Annotated in this window: 24 protein-coding genes; 12 read left to right on the forward strand and 12 right to left on the reverse strand. The window is 62.5% G+C overall.

Annotation, left to right across the window (positions count from 1 at the left end; all coding sequences use genetic code 11):
• Window positions 1-230: 230 nt before the first annotated feature.
• From ACP7EG_RS08435 to ACP7EG_RS08445, 3 genes are all read left to right on the forward strand, one after another.
• Window positions 231-464 carry a DUF1289 domain-containing protein gene (locus tag ACP7EG_RS08435; protein WP_426087282.1) on the forward strand — a complete coding sequence of 78 codons (234 nt, stop codon included), beginning with the start codon at window positions 231-233 and terminating at the stop codon, window positions 462-464.
• Window positions 465-472: 8 nt separating this feature from the next.
• Entirely contained in the window at window positions 473-1396 is a 924-nt protein-coding gene (locus ACP7EG_RS08440; protein ID WP_426087283.1) for an MBL fold metallo-hydrolase, read from the forward strand.
• Between the two features lie 100 nt (window positions 1397-1496).
• Window positions 1497-2450, forward strand: a complete 954-nt coding sequence (locus ACP7EG_RS08445) for an NAD(P)H-dependent flavin oxidoreductase (protein ID WP_426087284.1) — start codon at window positions 1497-1499, stop codon at window positions 2448-2450.
• Window positions 2451-2620: 170 nt separating this feature from the next.
• Here ACP7EG_RS08445 and ACP7EG_RS08450 read toward each other — a convergent pair whose 3' ends face one another.
• The 9 genes from ACP7EG_RS08450 to ACP7EG_RS08490 form a co-directional block, all read right to left on the reverse strand.
• Window positions 2621-3202: a hypoxanthine-guanine phosphoribosyltransferase gene (locus ACP7EG_RS08450; protein ID WP_071079967.1), complete on the reverse strand. Its 582-nt coding sequence runs from the start codon at window positions 3200-3202 to the stop codon at window positions 2621-2623.
• A gap of 63 nt (window positions 3203-3265) precedes the next feature.
• Entirely contained in the window at window positions 3266-4522 is a 1257-nt protein-coding gene (locus ACP7EG_RS08455) for a phenylacetate--CoA ligase family protein (protein WP_426087285.1), read from the reverse strand.
• Window positions 4519-4878, reverse strand: coding sequence for an MmcQ/YjbR family DNA-binding protein (locus ACP7EG_RS08460; RefSeq protein ID WP_426087286.1), 360 nt, complete (start codon window positions 4876-4878; stop codon window positions 4519-4521). The genes ACP7EG_RS08455 and ACP7EG_RS08460 overlap by 4 nt, the downstream gene beginning before the upstream one ends.
• Window positions 4879-4893: 15 nt before the next feature.
• The gene (locus ACP7EG_RS08465; RefSeq protein ID WP_071079964.1) at window positions 4894-5730 is read right to left on the reverse strand and encodes an ABC transporter ATP-binding protein; all 837 of its coding nucleotides are present in this window, start codon (window positions 5728-5730) and stop codon (window positions 4894-4896) included.
• Between the two features lie 124 nt (window positions 5731-5854).
• Window positions 5855-7174 (reverse strand): ABC transporter substrate-binding protein, encoded by a 1320-nt coding sequence (locus ACP7EG_RS08470; protein WP_099761113.1) that lies wholly within the window; start codon window positions 7172-7174, stop codon window positions 5855-5857.
• A 65-nt stretch (window positions 7175-7239) separates the two neighbouring features.
• Window positions 7240-8298: a branched-chain amino acid ABC transporter permease gene (locus ACP7EG_RS08475; RefSeq protein ID WP_034752817.1), complete on the reverse strand. Its 1059-nt coding sequence runs from the start codon at window positions 8296-8298 to the stop codon at window positions 7240-7242.
• A 78-nt stretch (window positions 8299-8376) separates the two neighbouring features.
• Window positions 8377-9273: a branched-chain amino acid ABC transporter permease gene (locus ACP7EG_RS08480; protein ID WP_170840586.1), complete on the reverse strand. Its 897-nt coding sequence runs from the start codon at window positions 9271-9273 to the stop codon at window positions 8377-8379.
• A 25-nt stretch (window positions 9274-9298) separates the two neighbouring features.
• The gene (locus ACP7EG_RS08485) at window positions 9299-10114 is read right to left on the reverse strand and encodes an ABC transporter ATP-binding protein (protein ID WP_029496076.1); all 816 of its coding nucleotides are present in this window, start codon (window positions 10112-10114) and stop codon (window positions 9299-9301) included.
• 14 nt (window positions 10115-10128) lie between these two features.
• Entirely contained in the window at window positions 10129-12060 is a 1932-nt protein-coding gene (locus ACP7EG_RS08490; RefSeq protein ID WP_426087287.1) for an AMP-binding protein, read from the reverse strand.
• Between the two features lie 179 nt (window positions 12061-12239).
• On the opposite strand from ACP7EG_RS08490, the gene ACP7EG_RS08495 reads away from it, so the two are divergent.
• The 7 genes from ACP7EG_RS08495 to ACP7EG_RS08525 are packed head-to-tail and all read left to right on the forward strand — an operon-like array spanning window position 12240 to window position 17914.
• Window positions 12240-12938, forward strand: a complete 699-nt coding sequence (locus ACP7EG_RS08495; RefSeq protein ID WP_071079960.1) for a Crp/Fnr family transcriptional regulator — start codon at window positions 12240-12242, stop codon at window positions 12936-12938.
• On the forward strand, window positions 12925-13644 hold the full coding sequence (locus ACP7EG_RS08500) for a hypothetical protein (RefSeq protein WP_426087288.1): 720 nt from the start codon (window positions 12925-12927) through the stop codon (window positions 13642-13644). Before ACP7EG_RS08495 ends, ACP7EG_RS08500 begins: the two co-directional genes overlap by 14 nt.
• A gap of 30 nt (window positions 13645-13674) precedes the next feature.
• Complete coding sequence (locus ACP7EG_RS08505; protein ID WP_426087289.1) at window positions 13675-15498, forward strand: aminopeptidase P family protein; 1824 nt, start codon at window positions 13675-13677, stop codon at window positions 15496-15498.
• Entirely contained in the window at window positions 15498-15746 is a 249-nt protein-coding gene (locus ACP7EG_RS08510; protein WP_071079957.1) for a hypothetical protein, read from the forward strand. Before ACP7EG_RS08505 ends, ACP7EG_RS08510 begins: the two co-directional genes overlap by 1 nt.
• Window positions 15747-16487, forward strand: coding sequence for an MgtC/SapB family protein (locus tag ACP7EG_RS08515; RefSeq protein WP_071079956.1), 741 nt, complete (start codon window positions 15747-15749; stop codon window positions 16485-16487).
• A gap of 5 nt (window positions 16488-16492) precedes the next feature.
• On the forward strand, window positions 16493-17080 hold the full coding sequence (locus ACP7EG_RS08520; protein ID WP_426087290.1) for a DUF924 family protein: 588 nt from the start codon (window positions 16493-16495) through the stop codon (window positions 17078-17080).
• Between the two features lie 6 nt (window positions 17081-17086).
• Window positions 17087-17914, forward strand: a complete 828-nt coding sequence (locus ACP7EG_RS08525) for a Rossmann-like and DUF2520 domain-containing protein (protein WP_426087291.1) — start codon at window positions 17087-17089, stop codon at window positions 17912-17914.
• Window position 17915: 1 nt separating this feature from the next.
• On the opposite strand, the gene ACP7EG_RS08530 is transcribed toward ACP7EG_RS08525, so the two are convergent.
• Window positions 17916-19370 (reverse strand): sensor domain-containing diguanylate cyclase, encoded by a 1455-nt coding sequence (locus ACP7EG_RS08530; protein ID WP_426087292.1) that lies wholly within the window; start codon window positions 19368-19370, stop codon window positions 17916-17918.
• 266 nt (window positions 19371-19636) lie between these two features.
• On the opposite strand from ACP7EG_RS08530, the gene ACP7EG_RS08535 reads away from it, so the two are divergent.
• Entirely contained in the window at window positions 19637-19999 is a 363-nt protein-coding gene (locus ACP7EG_RS08535; RefSeq protein WP_426087293.1) for a hypothetical protein, read from the forward strand.
• Window positions 20000-20128: 129 nt separating this feature from the next.
• On the opposite strand, the gene ACP7EG_RS08540 is transcribed toward ACP7EG_RS08535, so the two are convergent.
• The gene (locus ACP7EG_RS08540; RefSeq protein WP_426087294.1) at window positions 20129-20710 is read right to left on the reverse strand and encodes a molybdopterin-dependent oxidoreductase; all 582 of its coding nucleotides are present in this window, start codon (window positions 20708-20710) and stop codon (window positions 20129-20131) included.
• 224 nt (window positions 20711-20934) lie between these two features.
• On the opposite strand from ACP7EG_RS08540, the gene ACP7EG_RS08545 reads away from it, so the two are divergent.
• The gene (locus ACP7EG_RS08545; RefSeq protein ID WP_071079950.1) at window positions 20935-21516 is read left to right on the forward strand and encodes a porin family protein; all 582 of its coding nucleotides are present in this window, start codon (window positions 20935-20937) and stop codon (window positions 21514-21516) included.
• Window positions 21517-21588: 72 nt separating this feature from the next.
• On the opposite strand, the gene ettA is transcribed toward ACP7EG_RS08545, so the two are convergent.
• Window positions 21589-23259, reverse strand: a complete 1671-nt coding sequence (gene ettA / locus ACP7EG_RS08550) for an energy-dependent translational throttle protein EttA (RefSeq protein ID WP_099761103.1) — start codon at window positions 23257-23259, stop codon at window positions 21589-21591.
• Between the last annotated feature and the right edge of the window lie 20 nt (window positions 23260-23279).

The raw sequence follows: 23279 nt of genomic DNA on the forward strand, positions 1-23279 counted from the left end.
GGTAGTATAGTTCTGAAATATTTCAAGTCAAGCAGGATTTACTCTGATAATGTTGTAGGACGGGCACCCGCAGAGTGAGAATGGCTGCAAAATAAATTTCTGGAAGATGCTTTTTTGCTCATGCTTTCTCTTAAAAATATATTCACAGAAACATTGCATGGCGAGGCCATCGCCTCGCCGACACGGTTTCGCGGCATAATGCAAGCCTCCACGTTTACCGATGCCGCTCCATGATGGTCGCTACCCCACCTCCGCCAGCCGTTCCACTTTCCTTGCCGTCGCCGGTGCCATCGCCCTGCGTCAGCCTGTGCAAGATGAACCGCAACAGCGGCTTGTGCGAAGGCTGCTTGCGCACGCTCGACGAGATCATCGCCTGGAGCAAGGCTGACGACGACTTCAAGCGCACCGTGTGGGCCGCATTGCCAGGACGCGAATCTTTGCTCGATTTCGAGTCCGACTACTGAGGAAATCCATGCCGCGATCACCAGCGCTGTTCCCCGATGCCATGCAGGTGTTCGAACGCGGCTGGCTGTCGTCGAATAACATCCTGTTCCAGGGCCGGGACGACACGGCCCTGATCGACAGCGGCTATGTCACGCATGCGCCGCAGACGCTGGCCTTGCTGCGCCATAGCTTGCAAGGGCGACCACTGCACCGCTTGTTCAACACCCATCTGCACTCCGACCATTGCGGCGGCAACGCGCTGCTGCAAGCCGAGTATGGCTGCCAGACGGCTATTCCCGTCTCGGAAGCGGACAAGGTGCGAGTATGGGATGTCGATGCCCTCAGTTTCCAGGCCACGGGCCAGCAATGCCCGCGCTTCGGCTTTGACGCCACCGTCTCGCCCGGCGACACGTTGACGTTGGCCGACATGGCCTGGCAGGCGCTGGGCGCACCGGGTCACGACCCGCACTCGCTGATTTTTTACTGCGCCGACGAGGGCATCCTCATTTCCGCCGACGCCCTGTGGGAAAACGGCTTTGGCGTGATCTTCCCCGAACTCGACGGCGGCTCCGGCTTTCTGGAAGCGCGCGCCACCCTGGACCTGATCGCCAGCCTGGACGTGCGCGTCGTCATTCCCGGCCACGGGCGGCCGTTCCAGGACGCTGCCGGCGCCCTGCAGCGCGCGTATTCACGTCTCGATTACCTGTCGTCGGACCCCGTGCGCAATGCGCAGAATGCGGTGAAAGTGCTGCTGAAATTTTTGCTGCTGGAACGCCAGCGCATCGCCCTCGCCGCAATACCGGCCCTGCTGCGCGGCATGCCCATCTTCGAAGAGGCCAACCGGCGCTTCCTGCGCCAGGAGGCGGCCGCGCTGGCCGAGTGGGCCGTGTCGCAACTGGTGAGGGCTGCGGCGGCACGGGTCGAGGGTGAGTACTTGCTCAACGAGGGCTGAAGCGGATAGGTGATAAATTCAGCACGATCGTACTTTTTCTGCACTATAATCAACGTTCAGTGTGTCTTTCACGTCCGATCAACTTTCCAGCGAGTCCGCCATGGCATTGCCTGTTGCGTTGCAAAACCTCTCCTTACCCGTTATCGCCTCGCCGATGTTCATCGCCAGCGGCCCGGCCCTCGTCGCGGCGCAGTGCAAGGCCGGCATCGTCGGTTCCTTCCCGGCCCTGAACGCGCGTCCCGCCGAATTGCTCGACACGTGGCTCACCGAGCTGCAGGCTGAACTGGCCGCCTTCCAGGCCGCCAATCCCGATAAAAAAGTGGGACCGATCGCCGTCAACCAGATCGTGCACCAGTCGAACGACCGCCTGGCGCATGACGTGGAAGTGTGCGTGAAACACCGGATTCCGATCATCATTTCCTCGCTGCGCGCGCCGCCCAAGGAAATGCTCGACGCCATCCATAGCTATGGCGGCATCGTGCTGCACGATGTGATCTCGATCCGCCACGCGAAAAAGGCGCTGGAGGCGGGCGTCGACGGCCTGATCCTGGTGGCCAGCGGTGCTGGTGGCCATGCGGGCACCCTGTCGCCGTTCGCGCTGGTGGGCGAAGTGCGCAAATTCTTTGACGGTCCGCTGGCGCTGTCCGGCTCCATCGCCACGGGCGACGCCGTGCTGGCCGCACAGGCCATGGGCGCCGATTTTGCCTACATCGGCTCGCGCTGGCTGGCGACCAAGGAATCGAACGTCAGCGATGGCTACCGCGACGCCATCGTGGATTCAAGCGCGGCGGACATTGTCTACACGAACCTGTTTACTGGCGTGCACGGCAATTATCTGAAGAAATCGATCGTTGCGGCCGGACTCGATCCGGAAGCCTTGCCCGAAGCGGACAAGAGTTCGATGAATTTTGGCTCCGGCAGCGCCAAGGCCTGGCGCGACATCTGGGGCGCGGGCCAAGGTGTGGGCTTGATGGATGACGTGCCGAGCGTGGAAGAGATGGTGGCGCGCCTGAAGGCCGAATACACTGCGGCGCGCGCGCGGCTGAAGTTGTAACGCTGGTGGTAGTTGTCGGATTACGGCCTTTGGCCTAATCCGACCTACCAGAATTGTAACGCTGGTGGTGGTGTCGGATTACGCGCTGCGCGCTAATCCGACCTACGCCACCGGGCACTGGTAGGTCGGATTAGCGTAGCGTAATCCGACAACCACCGCAATTAGCCCAGTCACTCCTGCTTCAAATCCTCGGGCTTGATGGCCCACAGCCCTGGCAAGTTGCGCCAGTAGCCGTACGCATCCATGCCGAAGCCGACGACGAAGCGGTTCGGGATCACCAGGCCGACGATGTCCGCCTGTACGGGCTTTTTCTTGCCGATGGCCTTGTCGGCAAACACGGCCAGGATGACTTCCGAGGCGCCCATGTCCAGCAAACGCTGCTTGACGTGCGCCAGGGTTTCGCCTTCGTCGAGAATATCGTCGAGCACGATGACGGTGCGGCCCGCCACGTTCGAGCGGGGGATGACTTTCCACACCACTTCTCCACCCTTGTCGTCGTCGCCGTAGCGGCTCACATGGATGTAGTCGAATTCGAGCGGAAAGCTCAGTTGCGGCAGCAGGTTGCCCGTAAAGACGACGGCGCCGCCCATCACGCCCAGCACCAGCGGGAATTCCTTGGAATCCGCGGCGTTGAAGCGCGTGTTGAGTACATCGGCCATGCGCGTGATCGACGCCTGCACGGTATCTTGGTCGAACAGCAGTTCCGCGTTCTTGATCAGGTCACGGGCACGGTTGTGATGAAATTCTTGCATGGACTCTTGCATGGCGATGAATGGGGCTGATGGTCAATGCGGGTATTATCCCGCAATTTCGCCTTATTTGTAATCGCGCATGTCGTCGATGACCTTGCCGTCCTGCGCCAGACTGCCCACGGCCACCAGCACCACGTCGCCACGCAGCTTGGTCAGTTCGCGGATCGAGCCGATGATGGCTTCCACGCCGCTGGCGTCCGTCGGATCGTCGACTTCGCAATGCAAAGCCATCTCGTCGTTGGCCATGCGTCCCGATACCACCAGCCGCGCCTTTTTGATCTGCGGATGGCGGCGCGCGATGTCATGTACCTGCGACGGATGCACGAACATGGCGCGCACCTTGGTGGTCTGGTCCGCACGCCCCATCCAGCCTTTGATGCGCGTATTCGTACGCCCGCACGGCGAATCCGGCGTATCGACCAGCACGGCCGACAGATCGCCCGTGGCAAAGCGGATCAGCGGGTAGTCGGCATTGAAGACGGTGACGACGACTTCGCCCACTTCGCCCGGTGCGACGGGAATGCCGCTGCCCGGGTGGACGATTTCGAGCAGGACGTTTTCATCGACGACCATGCCCGGATTGAGCTTGCCATTGCTGGCCGTTTCATAGGCGATGCTGCCGATATCGGCCGAGGCATAGGTCTGGAACACGTGCGGCACGCCGTTCTCGGCAAACCAGCTGCGCAGGGATTCGGGCAAGGCTTCCGCGCCCATCACGGCCTTGGTGACGCTGCTGATGTCGGCGCCCATTTCGCGCGCCTTCTCGATGATCAGTTTTAAAAATGACGGCGTGCCGATATACGTGTCGGGCTTCAGGTCGACCATGGCCTGCACCTGCATTTCCGTCTGCCCGATGCCGGCCGGGATGACGGTGCAGCCGATGCGTGCGGCGCCCCCTTCGACCATGAAGGCGGCCGGCGTAAAGTGATACGAAAAGCAGTTCTGCAGCAAGCCACCGGCGCGCACGCCGGCCGCATACATGGGCCGCGCGAAGCGCCACCAGTCGGGGCCACGGCCTTCCGGATCGAAGATGGGGCCGGGCGAGACGAAGACGCGCGACAGGGCGTTTTTCGGCGTCGTGTTCAAGCCGCCGAAGGGCAAGGCATCGTGCTGCAATTGCTTGAGGTCGGACTTGCGCGTCACGGGCAGCTGCGCCAGCGCGGCGCGGCTGGTGATGTCGGCCGCGTTGACGCCATCGAGAATGCGGGCCCAGCCCGGCGCCTGTTGCGCGCGCGCGATCAGCTGCGGCAGGCCGGCCATCAATTCGTGTTCGCGCGCTTCGGGGGCGCGTGCTTCCAGACTATCGAGCGTATCGGTCATGTTGCTGATTCTCCAATGTCACGTTGCATTTTTTTCGTCAGCCCCGCAACAATCAGGCTGTATGAGCGCTGTAGCAGGGCGGCCATTTCGTCGTCGTCCAGCGCGTCGGGGCTGGCGACCAGCACCCATCTGGCCCGCGCCAGGTAGGGCGCGGGGCGAAAACCGGGACGGTCCGTCAATTCCAGGAAGCGCTCCGCATCGATCTTGAAGCTGATGCCGCGCGTGCTGTGTGCTTCCGCGCCGCACAGGGCGAACAGCTTGCCACCGACGCAAAACGCCAGCACGTTGCTCCACTTGATGTCTTCTGTCGCGCCGGGAAAGGCACGGCACACCTGCTTCGCTCGCTCCAGGTCCATGACTTGCTTCCTGTGTCAGGCCAGCCAGCGCTTGCGGCGGCGGTAGAACTTCATGTCGCGGAAGCTCTTGCGCCCGGCGCTGGAGACGCCCAGATAAAACTCTTTGACGTCTTCGTTGCTGGCCAGTTCCTGGGCTTGCCCTTCCATTACGACGCGGCCGTTTTCCAGGATGTAGCCGAAGTCGGCGTAGCGCAGCGCCACGTTGGTGTTCTGTTCGGCCAGCAGGAACGACACGTTTTCCTTGTGGTTCAGGTCCTTGACGATGCCGAAGATCTCTTCGACGATCTGCGGCGCGATGCCCATTGAAGGTTCGTCCAGTAAAATCATCGACGGCTTGGCCATCAGCGCGCGGCCGATGGCGCACATCTGCTGTTCGCCGCCCGAGGTATAGCCGGCCTGGCTGCTGCGCCGCGTTTTCAGGCGCGGGAAATAGTGATATACCTTCTCCAGCGCGTCTTTCAGCTCGCCGCGCGACAGGCTGCGCGTGTAGGCACCCGTCAGGAGGTTTTCCTCGATGGTCAGATGGCCGAAACAGTGGCGCCCTTCCATCACTTGCGACAGGCCCCGCTTGACCAGCTCATTCGGCGTCAATTGATCCACGCGTTCGCCCTTGAACTGGACTTCGCCCTTGGTGACGTCGCCGCGTTCGCCGCGCAGCAGGGTCGAGATGGTTTTCAGGGTGGTCGACTTGCCGGCGCCGTTGGCGCCTAATAGCGCCACGATCTTGCCTTGCGGCACTTGCAGCGACACGCCCTTCAGGACCAGGATCACGTGGTCGTAGATGACTTCGATATTGTTCACCGAGAGGTAGGGCGGTGGGGTGTCTGGTGTTTGCGTGGCAGTGGGTGTCATGGCTGCTTCGTTTTCATGTGATGTTGGTGCTTGTCGGATTACGCTGCGCTAATCCGACCTACGTGGATGCGGCGTAGGTCGGATTAGGCCGCAGGCCGTAATCCGACATCACCCCGAGAGCCGCTTACTTCATGCACGCCGGCGTGATCTTCTTCTCTTCGGCGTACTTGCCTGACGATTCCTCGACGAGTTTACGCACCAGGGCCTTGTCGCCGACGATCCATTTCGGCGTGATGGCGATCCACTTCTTGCCATCCCACTGCTGCACTTTCACGGCGCCCGAACCTTCATGGTCGTCGCAGCTGGTCTTCACGGTGGGGAACATGCCCAGTGCGCCGACGGCCTTCTGGCGCGCGTCGTCGACGTTCAGGTTTTCCAGGCCCCAGCGCATCTGCTCGCCCGTGACAGGCTTGCCCTTGCCGAATTTTTCCTGCGCCACGCGGATCGCTTCCACCCACAGGATGCCGGCTGTCACGCCGCGCATGTGGTAGACGGAACCGACGCGCGACTGGTCGGACAGGTTGCCCTTGCCGGACGCATAGAGTTTCTTGCGGATGTCGTCCAGCACGGGGTAGTTGCCCGGCGTATTGAACGTCATCGCCGTGTAGCCCTTGGCCGCGTCGCCCGATGGAATCGTGTCTTCCTCGGAGCCGGCCCACCAGACGCCCAGCATTTTGTCGCGCGGGAAGCCGTTGCGCTGCGCCGTCTTGATGGCAACGGAGTTCATCACGCCCCAGCCCCACAGGATCACGTGGTCCGGCTTGGCCTGGCGGATTTGCAGCCATTGCGATTGCTGCTCGCTGCCTGGCGGCGCGACGGGAATTTTCACCAGTTCAAAGCCGTACTGTTTCGACAGCGCTTCGAGCACGGGCAGCGGCTCCTTGCCAAAGGCCGAATCGTGGTACAGGTGCACGATTTTCTTGCCTTTCAGCTTGTCCATGCCGCCATCCTTGTCGCCCAGGTACTTGATCATGGCGGCGGCCTGGCTCCAGTAGCTGGAGATCAGAGGATACACATACGGGAAGACCTTGCCGTTGGCGGCATCCGAGCGGCCGTAGCCGATCATCGTCATGGGGATCTTGTCCTGTGCCACGCGGTCCAGAATGCCGTAGGCGACGCCGGTGGACAGGGTTTCGACCAAAGTGGCGCCGCCCTGCTTGGTTTTCAGGCGCTCATAGCATTCGACGCCACGCGACGGGTTGTATTCGGTTTCGCATTCTTCCCAGCTGATCTTGACGCCATTCACGCCGCCGGCCTGGTTGACCAGGTTGAAGTAGTCGATGGCACCGCCGTAGAAACCGGAGCCGCCGGCCGCGTAGGGACCCACGCGGTAGGAGGGCAGGGCGATGTACTGTTCCTTGTCCTGCGCCTGGGCGCTACCGGCCATGGTGAGTGCGGCACTGGCGATGGCGGCGGCCAGCATGAGCGATTTGATGTGTTTCATTGTGTGTCTCCTCTTGTTTTATTTGATTTCAAGTCAACCGACATCAGACTGCAAGGTACAAATTCCTAGTGCGGGAAAGGCCACAGGCGCAGTTTCTCCTTCGCGATCTGCCACAGCCTGGCCAGGCCGTGTGGTTCGACGATCAGGAAGAAAATGATCAGCGCGCCGAACACCATCAGTTCCAGGTTCGAGGCCACGCTGGTCGGCAATGCCAGGCCGTGCGCGATGGTGTTCAGGAAGACGGGCAGCAGCACGATGAAGGCCGCGCCGAGGAAGGAACCGAGAATGGAGCCGACGCCGCCGATGATGATCATGAACAGGATGCGGAAGGACAGGTCCAGGTTGTACGCTTCCGGCTCCACCGTGCCCAGGTAGGCATACGCATACAGCGCGCCGGCCACGCCGCAGTAGAACGAGCTGACGGCAAACGCCAGCAGCTTGGTGCGCATCAGTCTGAAACCGATCACTTCGGCCGCCATGTCCATGTCGCGCACGGCCATCCACGAGCGGCCCACGTTGGAGCGGATCATGTTCTTGGCCAGCAGCGCCATGCCGGCGACGATGGCCAGTACCAGCAGGTATTTGCTTTGCGGCGTATCGAACTGGTAGCCGAGGATGGTCATTTTCTGTACCGTGATCACGCCCGAGGAGCTGTAGTTGGTCAGGTACGGGATCTTGGTCAGGCACCAGACGACAAAAAATTGCGTCGCCAGGGTGGAGGCGGCCAGGTAAAAGCCGCGGATGCGCAGGGAGGGCAGGCCGAAGGCGATGCCCACCATGGCCGCACACAGGCCGCCGAGGATGAACGACACCAGCAGCGGCAAGCCTGGCAGGCGGGCCATGAAGTTATACGAGGCAAAGGCGCCCACGGCCATGAAGGCGGCCGTACCCAGCGACAACTGGCCTGCGTAACCGGTCAATATGTTCAGACCCAGCGCTGCCAGTGCGAAGATCAGGAAGGGAATCAGGATCGCCGACAGCATGTAGGGCGAGGCAAAATACGGCAGCAGGAAGACGGCGACAAGCAGCGTGGCCGTCAGCGCCAGGCGGTCCTGGCGGATCGGGAAAATCTGGTTGTCAGCCTGGTAGCTGGTCTTGAATTGTCCTGCTTCACGGTAAATCATGGCGTGTCCTTTACTGGCTGTTGGGGTGTTTGTCGGATTACGCCTTCGGCTAATCCGACCTACGATGCTCTTGGGGCCTTATATTCGCCGGATGATCTTCTCGCCGAACAGGCCCTCCGGGCGCACCAGCAGGAACAGCAGGGCCAGCACATACGGGAACCAGCCTTCGATGCCGCCGCCCACCATGGGGCCGAGGTAGACTTCGGCCAGCTTTTCCGAGGCGCCGATGATCAGGCCACCGACGATGGCGCCCGGCACGGAAGTGAAGCCGCCGAGTATCAGCACCGGCAAGGCTTTGAGGGCGATGAAGGTGAGGGCGAACTGCACCCCGTTGCGCGCGCCCCACAGCAGGCCGGCCACCATGGCCACCAGGCCCGCCACGCCCCACACCACGGCCCAGATGCGCTGCAGCGGGATGCCCACCGCCAGCGCCGCCTGGTGGTCGTCGGCGACGGCGCGCAGGGCACGGCCCACCTTGGTTTTCGAAAACAGCAGGGCCAGGCAGATCACCAGCAGCGCGCAGATGCCGGCCGCCATCAGGTCGAACTGCGAGATGTTGATGTCGAAGCGGTCCATCAGGAACTGCATCGGTACGTCTTCGATGGGCAGGTCCAGCTTGTGCACTTGCGAGCCCCACATCAGCTGCGCCAGGCCTTCGATGAAAAAGGTCAGGCCGATGGTGGCCATGAAGAGCGTGATTTCCGGCTGGTTGACGAGCGGTCGCAAGACCACCCTTTCAATCGCCATGCCCAGAGCTATCATGGTGAGCATCGTCAGCGGGATGGCCAGCCACAGCGACAGGCCGAACTTGTCCATGATGCCGACGCAGGTGAGGGCGGCGAAAAACACCATCGCTCCCTGCGCAAAATTGAACACGCCCGAGGCCTTGTAGATCAGCACGAAACCGATCGCCACCAGTGCGTACATGACGCCTGACAGCAGGCCGCCGATCAGCACTTCAAAGAAAAAATTGATATTCATTGCTATCCCTTGTCTGGTGCTAGTGCGCGACACCCAAATACGCGTTGATGACATCCTGGTTGCTGCGCACCTCGTCGGGCGTGCCGTCGCCGATCTTCTTGCCGTAGTCGAGTACCACCACGCGGTCGGAGATATCCATCACCACGCCCATGTCGTGCTCGATCAGCACGATGGTCGTGCCCAGCTGGTCGTTGACGTCGAGGATGAAGCGGCACATGTCCTGCTTTTCTTCCACGTTCATGCCGGCCATGGGTTCATCGAGCAGCAAAATTTCCGGTTCGGCCACCAGTGCGCGGCCCAGTTCCACGCGCTTTTGCAAACCATAGGGCAGGCGCCCCACGGGCGTCTTGCGGATGGCCTGGATTTCCAGGAAGTCGATGATCTCCTCGGCTTTCTTGCGGTGCTCGATTTCCTCGCGCCGCGCCGGGCCCCAGTACAGGGCTTGCAGCAGGAAATTCGACTTCATCTTCAGGTTGCGCCCCGTCATGATGTTGTCCAGCACCGTCATGCCTTTGAACAGGGCGATGTTCTGGAAGGTGCGCGCGATGCCGGACTTGGCGGCCGCGTAGCAATCCATGCCGCGCCGGTGTTCGCCCCGGTAGATGATCTCGCCCTGCTGCGGCCGGTACACGCCATTGATCACGTTCAGCATCGAGCTCTTGCCGGCGCCGTTCGGGCCGATGATGGCGCGGATTTCATGCTGCTTGACGTCGAATGAGATGTCGGTCAGCGCTTTTACGCCGCCGAACGACAGCGAGATGTTCTTCAGGTCGAGGATCACGGGGCCGGTCTTGCGGGCCGTGCCGAAATGGGCGTCGGGTTCGTTCATTTGCATCGTGCTGTGCTCCATCATGCGGCCAGGCCCTGGGGCCGATACGTTTTGCTGTCCCAGATCTGCAGGTCGGCGCTGGTCGAACCGGTGCGGCCATCCTCGAATTTCACCTGGGTCTCGATGTATTGCGTTGCCTTGCCCTCATACAGGGCGGAAATGAGCACCGCGTACTTCTCGGCGATGAATTTGCGGCGCACCTTGCGCGTGCGCGTCAGTTCGTCGTCATCCGGGTCGAGTTCCTTGTGCAGCACCAGGAAGCGGTGGATCTGCGTGCGGTCCATCAGCGGATCGGTCGCCAGTTCCGCGTTGACCTGCTCGATGCAGTCGCGGATCAAGCCGTAGGTTTCGGCGCGCCCCGCCAGGTCGGTGTAGCCGGCATACGCGATGCCGCGCCGCTCCGACCAGTTGCCCACCGCTTCGATATCGATATTGATGAAGGCGCACACCTGGTCGCGCGCATGGCCGAAGGCCACCACTTCCTTGATGAAGGGGAAAAACTTGAGCTTGTTCTCGATGTAGTTGGGCGCGAAGATGGCGCCGCACGTCAGCTTGCCGACATCGGCTGCGCGGTCGATGATTTTCAAGTGGCCTTCGCTATCGAACACGCCCGCGTCGCCCGTATGAAAGTAGCCGTCGGCATCGATCACTTCGGCGGTGGCTTCGGGACGCTTGAAGTAGCCGCTCATGGTGGCCGGTGACTTCACCAGCACTTCGCCATTGGCCGCCAGTTTGACTTCCACGCCCGGTGCGGGCAGGCCCACGCTGTCGAACTTGATATTGCCGTCCGGCTGCAGACACACATAGGCGCAGGTTTCGGTGGAACCGTACAATTGCTTGAGGTTGACGCCGATGGAACGGTAGAAGCGGAACAGGTCGGGGCCGATGGCGGCGCCGGCCGTGTAGGCGACGCGCACGCGCGACAGTCCCAGCACGTTTTTCAGGGGACCGTAGACCAGCAGCTCGCCCAGCTTGTAGCTGAGGCGATCCGCCAGCGACACGGGCTTGCCATCCAGGATCTGCGCGCCGCAGCGCTTGGCCACGTCCATGAAATGGCTGAACATGTGGCGCTTGATGCTGCTCGCGTCTTCCATGCGTATCATCACGCTGGTGAGCATGTTTTCGAACACGCGCGGCGGTGCAAAGTAGCAGGTGGGGCCGATTTCGCGCATGTCGATCATCACCGTGTCGCCCGATTCGGGGCAATTGACGGTGAAGCCGGCCACCATCGCCTGCGCCAGCGAGAACAGGCAGTCGCCTACCCACGCCATGGGCAGGTAGGACAGGATGTCTTCGTCGTCGGTGAGCTTGTCGAAGGCCACGCCGCCTTCGCCGGCCGCCAGCAGCGCCGTGTGGCTCTGGCACACGCCCTTCGGCTTGCCCGTGGTGCCCGAGGTGTACAGGATGACGGCCGAGTCGCTACCTTGGCCCGCTGCCACGGCAGCGTCGAAGAAGCCCGGATGCTCGCGGTCGTAGGCCCGGCCCAGCACCTGCAGGGCGGCAAAGGACATCAGCTCCGGCTGGCGGTAATGGCGCATGCCCCGTTCATCGTCGTAGGCGATGTGGGCGATGTGCGGATACAGGGCCTTGAGTTCGAGCAGCTTGTCGACCTGCTCCTGGTCTTCGACGATGGCGTAGCGAATTTCCGCATCCTGCAGCACATAGGCCATGTCGGCGGCCGGCGCGTCTTGATACAGTGGCACAGGCACGCCGCCCAGGCTTTGCGCGGCCAGCATGGCCCAGTACAGGCGGGGACGGTTGTCGCCGATGATGGCCAGGTTCATGCCGCGCTGGAAGCCGATGGCGGCCAGGCCGCAGGCCAGGGCGCGCACCTCCTCGTTGACCTGGGACCAGGTCCAGGTTTGCCAGATGCCCAGGTGTTTTTCGCGAAAGGCGGGCTTGTCGGATCGTACTGTCCCGTGTTGCAATAAGCGCCGCGGAAAAGTCGGCATCGTTGCTGTGGTAGTCGTTTGCACCAGTGTCTCCCTGTTGCTTGTCTCAGGCTCCACCTCGTTGGATGGCGCTCTGTGTTTTTATGTATAAGGCGTTTGTGCAATGATAGTAGCTTGCGTTAGTTTGCCGAGTTGTCTTTTCGGGGACATTTACCCACTTTTCGATGGTGCATCGCACAATGACCTACCCTGATATCAGTTTGAAGGATGCCGTGCGCGCGGCCAACTGGGCGCAGCTGCTCGATCCCGTGCAAATGGCCCGCGTCGAGGCGGACGTGTTTGAAACCTTCGTGCCGAAAGGCGGCTTTGTCTGCCGCAAGGGCGAGCCGGTGGACAACTGGATCGGCGTTATCAGCGGTATGGTCAAGATGAATAATTTTTCCGCCTCCGGCAAGGCCATGACCTTCATCGGCGTGCCGCCCGGCAGCTGGTTTGGCGAAGGCTCGCTGCTGAAAAGGGAAATCCGCAAATACGACACCATGGCGCTGCGCGACACGCGCGTGGCGCGTCTGCCCGGCGCCACCTTTCACTGGCTGCTGGAAACGAGTCTGCCCTTTACGCGGTTCTTGCTGATGCAGCTCAATGAGCGCCTGGGCCAGTTCATCGGCATGGTGGAAAACGAGCGCCTGCTCGACCTGAACACGCGCGTGGCGCGCTGCCTGGCCTCGATGTTCAACTCGCACCTGTACCCTGGCGTCGATACGCTGGTGCAGCTGTCGCAGGAAGAGATCGGCCTGCTGTCGGGCTCTTCGCGCCAGCGCGCCAATCAGGCTCTGCAGGTGCTGGAAAAAAAGGGCTTGCTGCGCCTCGACTATGGCGGCATCCGCGTGCTGGACCTGGAAGGCTTGCGCCGCTACGAGGCCGATGATGGCGAATGATGCTTCGATGGACGACGTGCGGCACCTGACGGAGCAGCACTATCAAGCGTTCCTGCAGGCGCGCCTGGCCGGCGCCAAGGCGCTGGCGCGGCTCGATGCTGCCATGCAGGCACGCCATGTCTTGCTGCCCATGCCGATTACCCTGCACGAACTGGCCTTGCTGCCGCAGCTGCGCGACGCCTCGCTGCTGGCGCTGGCCAGCTCGCCGCACAGCGCTCACTGGAGCCGCGACGACATCGGCGATACGGACCCCGCGCAGGTGCTGGCCGACGATGCGGCGTATGCCGATTTTTCACGCCGTATCCTGGAAGAGGCGGCGCGCCACCTCGAAGCCATCCATGCCGGCCAGTTGCCGTATGTGGCCGATGCGGCCTTCGCCACGGCCGATACCGGCATCCTGGCGCGTGCCGCGCGGGTGGCTTCCTATCGCGATGACTGCTGGTTCGCGCCCGTCATCGCCACCTTGCTGCCGCAAGCGTGCGTGGCGCCGGGCACGGCCAACAGCGCGCCGTCGCAATCGCTGGCCATGGCCCTGGGCCATGGCGTGGAAACCATCCCCACGCAGGCCAGCGTGCAAGCCCTGCGCGCAGCGCTGGACCAGGTGCGCCACGCGGGCATCAGGAAAAAACTCGAACGCAACCTGAAACCGGCGGAAAAGGCGTTGCGGGCGCGCAGTGCCTTAGCCGGGCTAATCGCGGTATCATAGGCGCTTCCCAGCACCGCTCTTTTCGGCCCCATGCAGACACCTGACCAATCCACTCCCGCCTCCCGTTTGTCGCAACTGCGCAGCGCCATGCGCGCGCAGCACATCGACGCCTGCATCGTGCCCTCGGCCGACCCGCATTTGTCCGAGTACCTGCCGGCGCGCTGGCAGGGCCGCGAGTGGCTGTCGGGCTTTACGGGATCGGTCGGCACCCTGGTCGTGACGCAGGATTTTGCCGGCGTGTGGACCGATGGCCGCTACTGGGAGCAGGCGGAAGACGAACTGTCCGGCAGCGGCATCGTCCTGAAAAAAATCCCGTCCGGCGCCAGCGTGCTGTATATCGACTGGCTGGGCGAGACCATGCAGCCGGGGCAGACGGTAGCCGTCGATGGCGCCGTACTGGGCCTGGCCAATGCGCGCCTGCTGCAGCAGGCGCTGGGCGAGCAAGTGACCCTGCGCACCGATACCGATGTGCTGCAAGCCGTCTGGCCAGAGCGCCCGGCCATGCCTGCCGCGCCAGTGGTTGAACACGCGGCGGCGTATCCATCGCTGTCGCGTATTGAAAAACTGGCGTCCCTGCGCGCCAGCATGGCGGCGCACGGCGCCAGCCACCACGTCATTTCCACCCTCGACGATATCGCCTGGCTGTTCAACCTGCGCGGCGCCGACGTCAGTTACAACCCCGTCTTCCTCGCGCATGCGCTGGTGGGCCCCGAGCGCGCCACTCTGTTCGTCGCCGACGGCAAGCTGCCCGCCGCCCTGCGCGCTACCCTGGAAAGCGAAGGCGTGGACGTGGCCGCGTATGACCGTACTGCGGCCGCGCTGGCCGCGCTGCCGGCCGGCGCCACCTTGCTGCTGGACCCGCGCCGCATCACGTTCGGCACGCGCCAGGCCGTGGCCGAGGGCGTGCGGGTGGTCGAATCGATCAATCCGAGCACCCTGGCCAAGTCGCGCAAGTCGGAGAGCGAAGCGGCGCACGTGCGCGCCGCCATGCAGCAAGATGGCGCCGCGCTGTGCGAATTTTTCAGCTGGTTAGACAGCACCCTGGCCGATCCGCAGCGCGCGCCCTTGACGGAAATCGGCGTTGACGAACACCTGACGGCATGCCGCGCGCGCCGTGCGCATTTTGTCAGCCCCAGTTTCGGCACCATCGCCGGCTTCAACGCACACGGCGCGATCATGCATTATCACGCCCATGCGGGCAGCGAGGCCACCATCGAAGGCGACGGCTTGCTGCTGATCGATTCGGGCGGCCAGTACCTGGGCGGCACCACGGATATCACGCGCGTGGTCCCCGTCGGCACGATCACGGCTGAGCACAGGCGCGATTTCACGCTGGTCTTGCGCAGCATGATCGCCCTGTCGCGCGCGCAGTTCCCGCGCGGCGTGAAGTCGCCCATGCTCGATGCGATTGCCCGCGCACCGTTGTGGGCCGAGGGTATCGACTTTGGCCATGGCACGGGCCACGGCGTGGGCTTTTTCCTGAATGTCCATGAAGGCCCGCAATCGATTTCGCAGTCGGCCATGCCGGAGCCGCAGACGGCCATGGAGATCGGCATGATCACCTCCATCGAACCGGGCATTTATCGCCCTGGCCAGTGGGGCATCCGTATCGAGAATCTGGTATTGAACGTTCCCGCAGGGACGACGCAGTTCGGGGAATTCCTGCGCTTCGAAACCCTGACCCTGTGCCCGATCGATACGCGCTGCGTCGAGCGCTCGCTGTTGCGCGACGACGAGGCGGCCTGGCTCAACGATTACCACGCCACCGTGCGTGCGCGCCTCGCGCCGCTGTTGGCTGCGCCGGCCGATGCGCCTGCGCTGGCGTGGCTGGAACAGCGCACGGGAGCCATCTGATGCGTTCGACCCGCGCCACGTCCGCCATCGAGCGGCTCAAGGAACGCACCGGCCACCGCCTCTATACGATGGCGCGCACGGGCGATGAACTGTTTTTCCTGACCGAAGGCCCGGGCTTGCCGCCCCTTTGCCCGCCGCTGGAACTCGATGCCTTTGTCGCCTTCGTGAATGGCCTGGGACCGCAAAAAGCGCGCCGCGTCAGCAAGCTCGATGTGGCGTTTGAAAAGCAGCTGACGAAAAAGCCCTAGATGCCGACCATTGACTTCCTGCGCGCCTATTGGTCGCCGGCCGAGCTGGCAACGAATGGCGTGATTCTGCTGAACCTGCTTGGCGCGTTGCTGCTGGGCTTGCTGGTGGGCTATGAGCGCTCGTATCACGGGCGCGCCGCCGGCATGCGCACGTATGGCCTGGTTTGCATGGCTTCGGCCGCGCTGACGGTGCTGGGCGGCTATCCGGAGTTCTGGTATGGCGGCCATGGCACCATCGTCGGCAGCGACCCGACGCGTATCATCCAGGGTATCGTCACGGGCGTGGGTTTCCTCGGCGCCGGCGTCATCATGCGCGAAGGCTTCAATATCAGCGGCTTGACGACGGCCGCTTCGATCTGGGCATCGTCCGTGATCGGCATCATGGTCGGCATCGGCTTTTATCTGTCGGCCATGGGCCTGGCCTTCATGTGCGCGATGGCGATGATTTTTCTGTCAAAATTGGAGAACTGGCTGCCGTCGCGCCACGCAGTGGCCATCACCATGCGCTTCAAGCAAGGGTTTGTTCCGCGCGAAGATGCGCTGCGGCGCATGGCTGCCAAGCGCGGCTACGACATCGCCGGCGGCTCGCTGACCATCGGCAGCACCGACGGCATGCAGGAATGGCGCTTTGTCGCCATAGCGCATGGCAAGAACACGGGCGCCAGCCTGTCGGCCATGTCGGCTGAACTGGCCGCCTTCGAAGGCATCGCCGGCTTCCAGCTGTCGCACGCACGCAACTGAAAAGGATGGACATGGATGCACAGGCCCAAGACGTACTCGATTTCTGGTTCCTGCCGCCGGATAACCCTGACTACGGCCAGTCGCGCGTGGCATGGTTCCGCAAGGATGACGCCTTTGACGCACACATACGCGCGCGTTTCGGCACGCTGATCGATGCCGCCATCGAGGGCGGCTTGCGCGCGTGGGACGCGACGCCGCACGGCGCGCTGGCGCGCCTCATCGTGCTCGATCAGTTGACGCGCAATGTGTATCGGGGCACGCCGCGCGCCTTTGCCGGCGACGCCCAGGCGCTGGCGCTGGCCGTCGCCTTGACGCAAGCGGGGCAGGACCAGCTGCTGCCACCGATGCTGCGCGCCTTCGCCTACCTGCCGTTCGAACATGCGGAAGACCTGGCCATGCAGGCGCGCGCCGTCGAATTGTTCCAGCTGCTGTCGCAGGCGCAGCCCGGTTTTGATGGCATGCTCGATTATGCGCAGCGGCACCAGGAAGTGATCGCCCGCTTCGGCCGCTTCCCCCACCGTAACGCCATGCTCGGCCGGCCTTCCACGCCGGAAGAAGTGGAATTTTTGCGCCAGCCCGGTTCCAGCTTCTAGGCAGCCATGCAAGTCACCCTGAATATCATCGGCGCCGGCCATGTGGGCCGCGTGCTGGGCCGTTTGTTCGCCGGCGTGGACGGGATCGCGGTGCAGGACGTGCTGACGCGCTCGATCGCCTCGGCGCAGGCGGCCGTCGATTTCATGGGCGCCGGTACCCCCGTCGCCAGCTATGCGGCCTTGCGGCGCGCCGATGTCACCCTGCTGGCCGTCTCCGACGACCAGATCGTCCCGGCCTGCGCGGCGCTGGTGGCCGAGGGACGCCAGGCGGGCGCCATCGTGTTCCACTGCAGCGGCGCGCTGGCCTCGAACGTGCTGCTGGCCGCCACGCAGGCCGGTGCTTTTGTCGCCAGCGCCCACCCGATCCGCAGCTTTGCCGACCCGCAGCAGGTGGCCGCCACCTTTGACGGCACGTTTTGCGGCGTCGAAGGCGATCCGCTGGCAATGGCCTTCCTCACGCCGGCCTTGAATGCCATCGGCGCGCGGCCCGTGCCCATCGACCCGGCCGCCAAGACCCTGTATCACGCCGCTGCCGTGTTTGCCAGCAATTACCTGGTGACGGTGCTCGACGCCGCCCTGCGCGCCTACCAGGCGGCCGGCATTGCCGAGCCGGTGGCGCGCGAGCTGGCCCAGCCTTTGGTGACGGAAGCGGTGGCCAATGTGTTCCGCCTGGGCGCCGCGCCCGCGCTGTCCGGCCCCATCGCACGCGGCGATGCGGCCACCGTGCAACGCCAGCAGCAGGCGGTGCAAAGCTGGGATGCCGCCACGGGCGAGTTGTACCGGGCGCTGGTGGCGCCCACGCAAGATCTGGCCAGGCGCAAGCGCGGGGGATGAATCAGGCGGCGTGCACGCCGTTACGGCCGTGATGCTTGGCCTGGTACAGGGCGCTGTCGGCGCGCGAAAAGAAGGCCGATTCGCTTTCGTCGCGCCGGTACTCGGCCACGCCCAGGCTGATCGTCACGGGTAGCTGCGGCGCGGGCAGACCGAAATCGTGCTGCTCGACGGCGGCGCGCAGGTTTTCCGCCACGTCCAGCGCCTGCGCCAGGCTGCAGTTATTCAGCAGCACCAGGTATTCCTCGCCGCCCCAGCGCGTGATGACGTCGCTTTCGCGCACGGTGGCGCGCGCCACGTCCGCCACGCCACGGATGACCTTGTCGCCCCACAGGTGGCCGTGGGTATCGTTGACGCGCTTGAAGAAATCGATGTCGAACAGGATGGCCGACATCGGTTGCTCGTTGCGCTTGGACAAGAGCATGGCGCGCTGGAACAGCAATTCCAGCGATTGGCGGTTCAGCAAGCCCGTCAGCGCATCCGTCGAGGCGATGCGTTCGATGCGGCGCTGGTAGCGGTTCACCGTCAACAGGGTCAGCAGCAATACCAGCAGGGTGACGCCAAAGCTGATGGCCAGATTCAGGATGAACACGCCCTGCAGCGACTTGACTTCGTCGCTGACATTCTGCTCGACCACCAGATACCAGCCCAGCTCGGGAATGAAACGCGAGTTGACGAGGATTTGCGCACGGCCCAGCTGGTACGACAGGTGCGTCGGTGCGCTCTGGTGGTTGATGATCTGCTCGGCAATGCTGCTTACGCCGGGCAAATTGCGGATGTTGCCGCGACCCTCGCGCATGGTCTTGCCCGCCAATACCAGGGCGCCGGCGCCGTCGACAAAGTAGATGTTGCGGTGGAAGCGCGCCTGGTAGCGGTCGATGATGTGGCTCATGGTGTCCAGGGTCAGGCCGATGCCCGTGGCGCCGATGAACTGGCCATCGTAATCATAAACGCGGTGGTTGATGAAGATGGTCATGCTGTCGCGGTTGGCCATGTCCACGTCGACATTGGTTTCATAATCGGTGCTGTCCATGGCGCGCACGCGGTAGTACCAGAGGTCGCGCGTCGCTTCCGGGCTGACGGATTTCAGCGTGCCTTCAGCATAATAATATTTGCTGCTCTTGTCCGAGACGAGAAAGCTGGTGATGGCGCCGTATTTCTTCTTGACCTCGGCCAGGTAGCGCACGATCTGCGCCGGGTTGCTTTCGCCAGCGAGTATCCAGTCACGCACGAAGGTGTCGTGCGCCATCAGCGAGGAGATGAAGACGGGGCGCAGCATGTCCTTCTGGATTTCCGAGTAAATGTTGTCGCCCGTCAGCGGCAAGGTCTGGTCGGCGATGCCATGCTCGATGGCCTGGCGCGAGGCCAGGTAGCTGGCCAGGCTGGTGGCCATGAAGCCCGCCCCCAGGATCAGGGTCAGGAGGATGAGCAGGCGGTACTTGATCGACAGAAGGCGCATGGAGACGTGAAAGTGGCAGGCGGGAAGGCAATCGTGACGCAATCCAAAAGTATGCAGCAGGGCGGGTATTGGCGCAATGATAACTGGCTTTATTGACAATTTACGCTGGTATCCGCGACAAGATAACCACGACTTACCAAATAAAAGTGCCGATTTGTCGACAAAGATGCAAATTAGCAATAAGATTTGACGATGGGAATCATTGCGCACCGCCCATGTCTTGCCGTCCGTTTTCGGCGCAGGACACCACGCGCAGGGAGTGTAGTATGTTATTTTTAAAGAGTACGTCTGTCAGCAAGGCCCCCGGCATTTATGAAGTCGACATCGCCGCCAAACCACCGGGCAAGACTTTTGGCATTTTCCTCGCCACCGATCCCGATCATCCACCGCATGCCTTGCTGGGACAATTGAAGGTGCTCGGCTACGAGAACACCTATAGTTCCCCCTACTTGCACAAGGATGGGGGCAAGGTGCTGGATTTACATTTCCAGAAGGATGGCACGGATATCTTCAAGGGCTGGAAAACCGAGGAGTGCACACTCAACCTGGCGGCCATCACGGTCCTGTTCGAGGAGCACGGCATCACCATCGCACCAAGGGTCATGTCGATGGCGGAAGCCTACGCCTAAACGCCTATCAAAACCTGCTGCGCGTCGCGCTTTGCGGCCGGCGATGCTCACCGTGCTCAAGCACGGCTATGCTTCTCGACCACAAATCACTGCCGCTCGCTACGATTTTGTCTGACGTTGCAAGTCAGCTCAACCCGCCTCCACACCGATGTGATACAGCGCCCACGGGCAACTGGCGAAACGCTCGGCCAGGGGCAGTGCCGCCACGGCCGCGATGCGGTCGGCATCATGGATCGCCCATAGCGGTCCCAGGCCGCCCAGCGCCATCGCCTGCCCGTCGAGGTGGGTGGCGACCATAAAACGCTGCGCGCGCACTTGCGCCATGGTCAGCGCCGCCGCATAGCCATCCACGGCGCGCAGCAGCAGGCGCACATCATCTCCCTCCGGGGCGCCCGCCGCCCTCAAGACATCGACCAGCAGCGGCCCGCGCAGGGCATGCGCCTTGCCATCGTATTCCAGGGTGGGGTGGATGGTGTGTGCCGGCAAGTTCCCCAGCGCCGCAAAGTCGAATGCCCGCGCCCGCTCAAAACTGATTTTCTGCTTGTGCATCATCTGGTCGCGCACGGCGTCGAACGGACCCCGGTTGGGTTTGGCTATGCTGCCCGTGATGGTCAGCAAGGCCGGACCGCGCAGGCTGGCGGGCGCCGCCAGGGCGATGGCGGGCAGGGCCGCAGCGGCCACGCCGGCCGCGAGAAACTGGCGTTTGTGCATGCACTTCTCCTGTTCGTCTGAAATTCAAATTTCTCTTAAGTCTATCTTAAGTTCGCTCAACGGTGCGCATTTTATGGTCATTGTCAGTTTGAAATGTCCGCTTACATCTTGTCACAGTTCTTACGGAATGGAGAAAGACGTAGCTTTTTTCGGCTGTTATTGTGTAGTCATCGCACTTCGCTGAACTGCGAATCCAGGCACGTCAACTATTTGAGAGAGAGAACATGATGAAAAAGAAAATCCTGTTTGCAATGATCGCTACGACTACTGCACTGACCGGCATGAGCGCCGCGCACGCCGAAGGCGCCTATGTGGGTGCCGGCGTCACGGGCAACCGTTATAACTTCGATATTCCTGGCGCCACCAGCGCCGATAATCACAGCGGCTACAAGGCGGGCGCCAAGGTCTTCGCCGGTTACGATTTCGATAAAACCTGGGCGGTCGAGGGCGGCTATGCCGATTTCGGCAGCAAGGATTACAGCTATGTCACCGGCGCCGGCAACGGTTCCGTGAAAAGCGATTCGCACGGCTACTACCTGGCCGGCAAGGCCAGCATGCCGGTGAGCGAGAAAGTCGGCGTGTTCGGCAAGCTCGGTGTGGCCAAGGTCAAGAATAGCCTGAGCGGCACGGGCCTGTCGACCGGCATCAGCGGCAACGACAAGACGGGCGTGTACGCTTCCGTCGGTGCCCAGTACGCGATCAACGAGAAAGTCTCGCTGACGGCGGAAGTGGAACACTTCGGCAAGAGTGCCGACCAGGGCCGCAAGGCTACCGGCCTGGCCCTGGGCGCGCGCTACAATTTCTAATTGCTTAGAAAAGTGCTGAAAAAAAAGGCAGTTACCGCGAGGTAACTGCCTTTTTGTATTGCTGCAACCGATTTATACGCTGAGCGGTTTGTAGCGGATACGTTTTGGTTTCGCGCCTTCGTCACCGAGGCGTTTCTTCTTGTCGGCTTCGTATTCCTGATAGTTGCCGTCAAAGAAGGTGACCTGCGAATCGCCTTCGAATGCCAGGATGTGCGTGGCGATACGGTCGAGGAACCAGCGATCATGCGAGATGACCATCACGCTGCCGGCAAATTCCAGCAAGGCGTCTTCCAGCGCGCGCAGGGTTTCCACGTCCAGATCGTTCGACGGTTCATCGAGCAGCAGGACGTTGCCGCCCATCAGCAGGGTTTTTGCCAGGTGCAGACGGCCACGTTCACCGCCGGACAGATTGCCGACGATTTTTTGCTGGTCGCCGCCCTTGAAGTTGAAGCGGCCAAGGTAGGCGCGCGACGGCATTTCGAAGCGGCCAACCGTCAACATGTCGGCGCCGCCGCACACGTCCTGGAAGACGGTCTTGCTGTCCGACAGCGAGTCGCCGCGATTCTGGTCGACGATGGACACGCGCGCCGTCTGGCCGATGGCCACTTCGCCGCTGTCCGGCTGTTCCTTGCCGGTAATCATCTTGAACAGGGTCGACTTACCGGCGCCGTTAGGGCCGATGATGCCGACGATGGCGCCTGGCGGCACGGTAAAACTCAGGTTATCGATCAGCAAACGGTCGCCGAACGCTTTCGACACGTTCTTGAACTCGATGACGTCATTGCCCAGGCGTTCGGCCACGGGAATGAAGATTTCCTGCGTTTCGTTGCGTTTCTGGTACTCGTGCTCGGACAGCTCGTTGAAGCGGGCCAGGCGGGCTTTCGACTTGGCCTGGCGCGCTTTCGGGTTCTGGCGCGACCATTCCAATTCCTTCTGCAGCGCCTTCTGGCGCGCCGATTCCGTCGATTCTTCCTGTTTCAGGCGGGCTTGCTTCTGCTCCAGCCAGGTCGAGTAGTTACCCTTCCATGGAATGCCGCTGCCGCGGTCAAGCTCCAGGATCCACTCGGCCGCGTTGTCGAGGAAGTAGCGGTCATGGGTGATGGCCACCACGGTGCCAGGGAAGCGCAGCAGGAATTGTTCCAGCCAGTCGACCGATTCCGCATCCAGATGGTTGGTCGGCTCGTCGAGCAGCAGCATGTCGGGCTTGGACAGCAGCAGCTTGCACAGCGCCACGCGGCGCTTTTCACCGCCGGACAGCACGCCGATGCTGGCATCCCATGGCGGCAGGCGCAGCGCGTCGGCGGCCATTTCCAGCTGCAAATTCAAATTGCCGCCGTCGGAAGTCGAGATGATCGCTTCCAGGCGCGCCTGTTCCGTGGCCAGCGCGTCGAAATCGGCGTCTTCCTCGGCATACGCGGCGTACACGGCTTCCAGCTTGGCTTGCGCTTCAAATACTTCGCCCAGGCCCGATTCGACTTCCTGGCGCACGGTTTTTTCCGGGTCCAGCTGCGGTTCCTGCGGCAGGTAGCCGATGTTCAGGCCCGGCATCGGCACGGCTTCGCCCTGGATGTCGGTGTCGATGCCAGCCATGATTTTCAGCAGGGTCGATTTGCCGGAGCCGTTCAGGCCCAGCACGCCGATCTTCGCGCCTGGGAAGAAGGAGAGGGAAATATCTTTCAGAATCTGGCGCTTGGGCGGGACGATTTTGCCCACGCGATTCATGGTGTAGACGTAATTTGCCATTAGAAATCTCGGGTGATATA

The organism is Janthinobacterium sp. PSPC1-1, assembly GCF_049897625.1.
GTDB lineage: Bacteria > Pseudomonadota > Gammaproteobacteria > Burkholderiales > Burkholderiaceae_D > Janthinobacterium > Janthinobacterium tructae.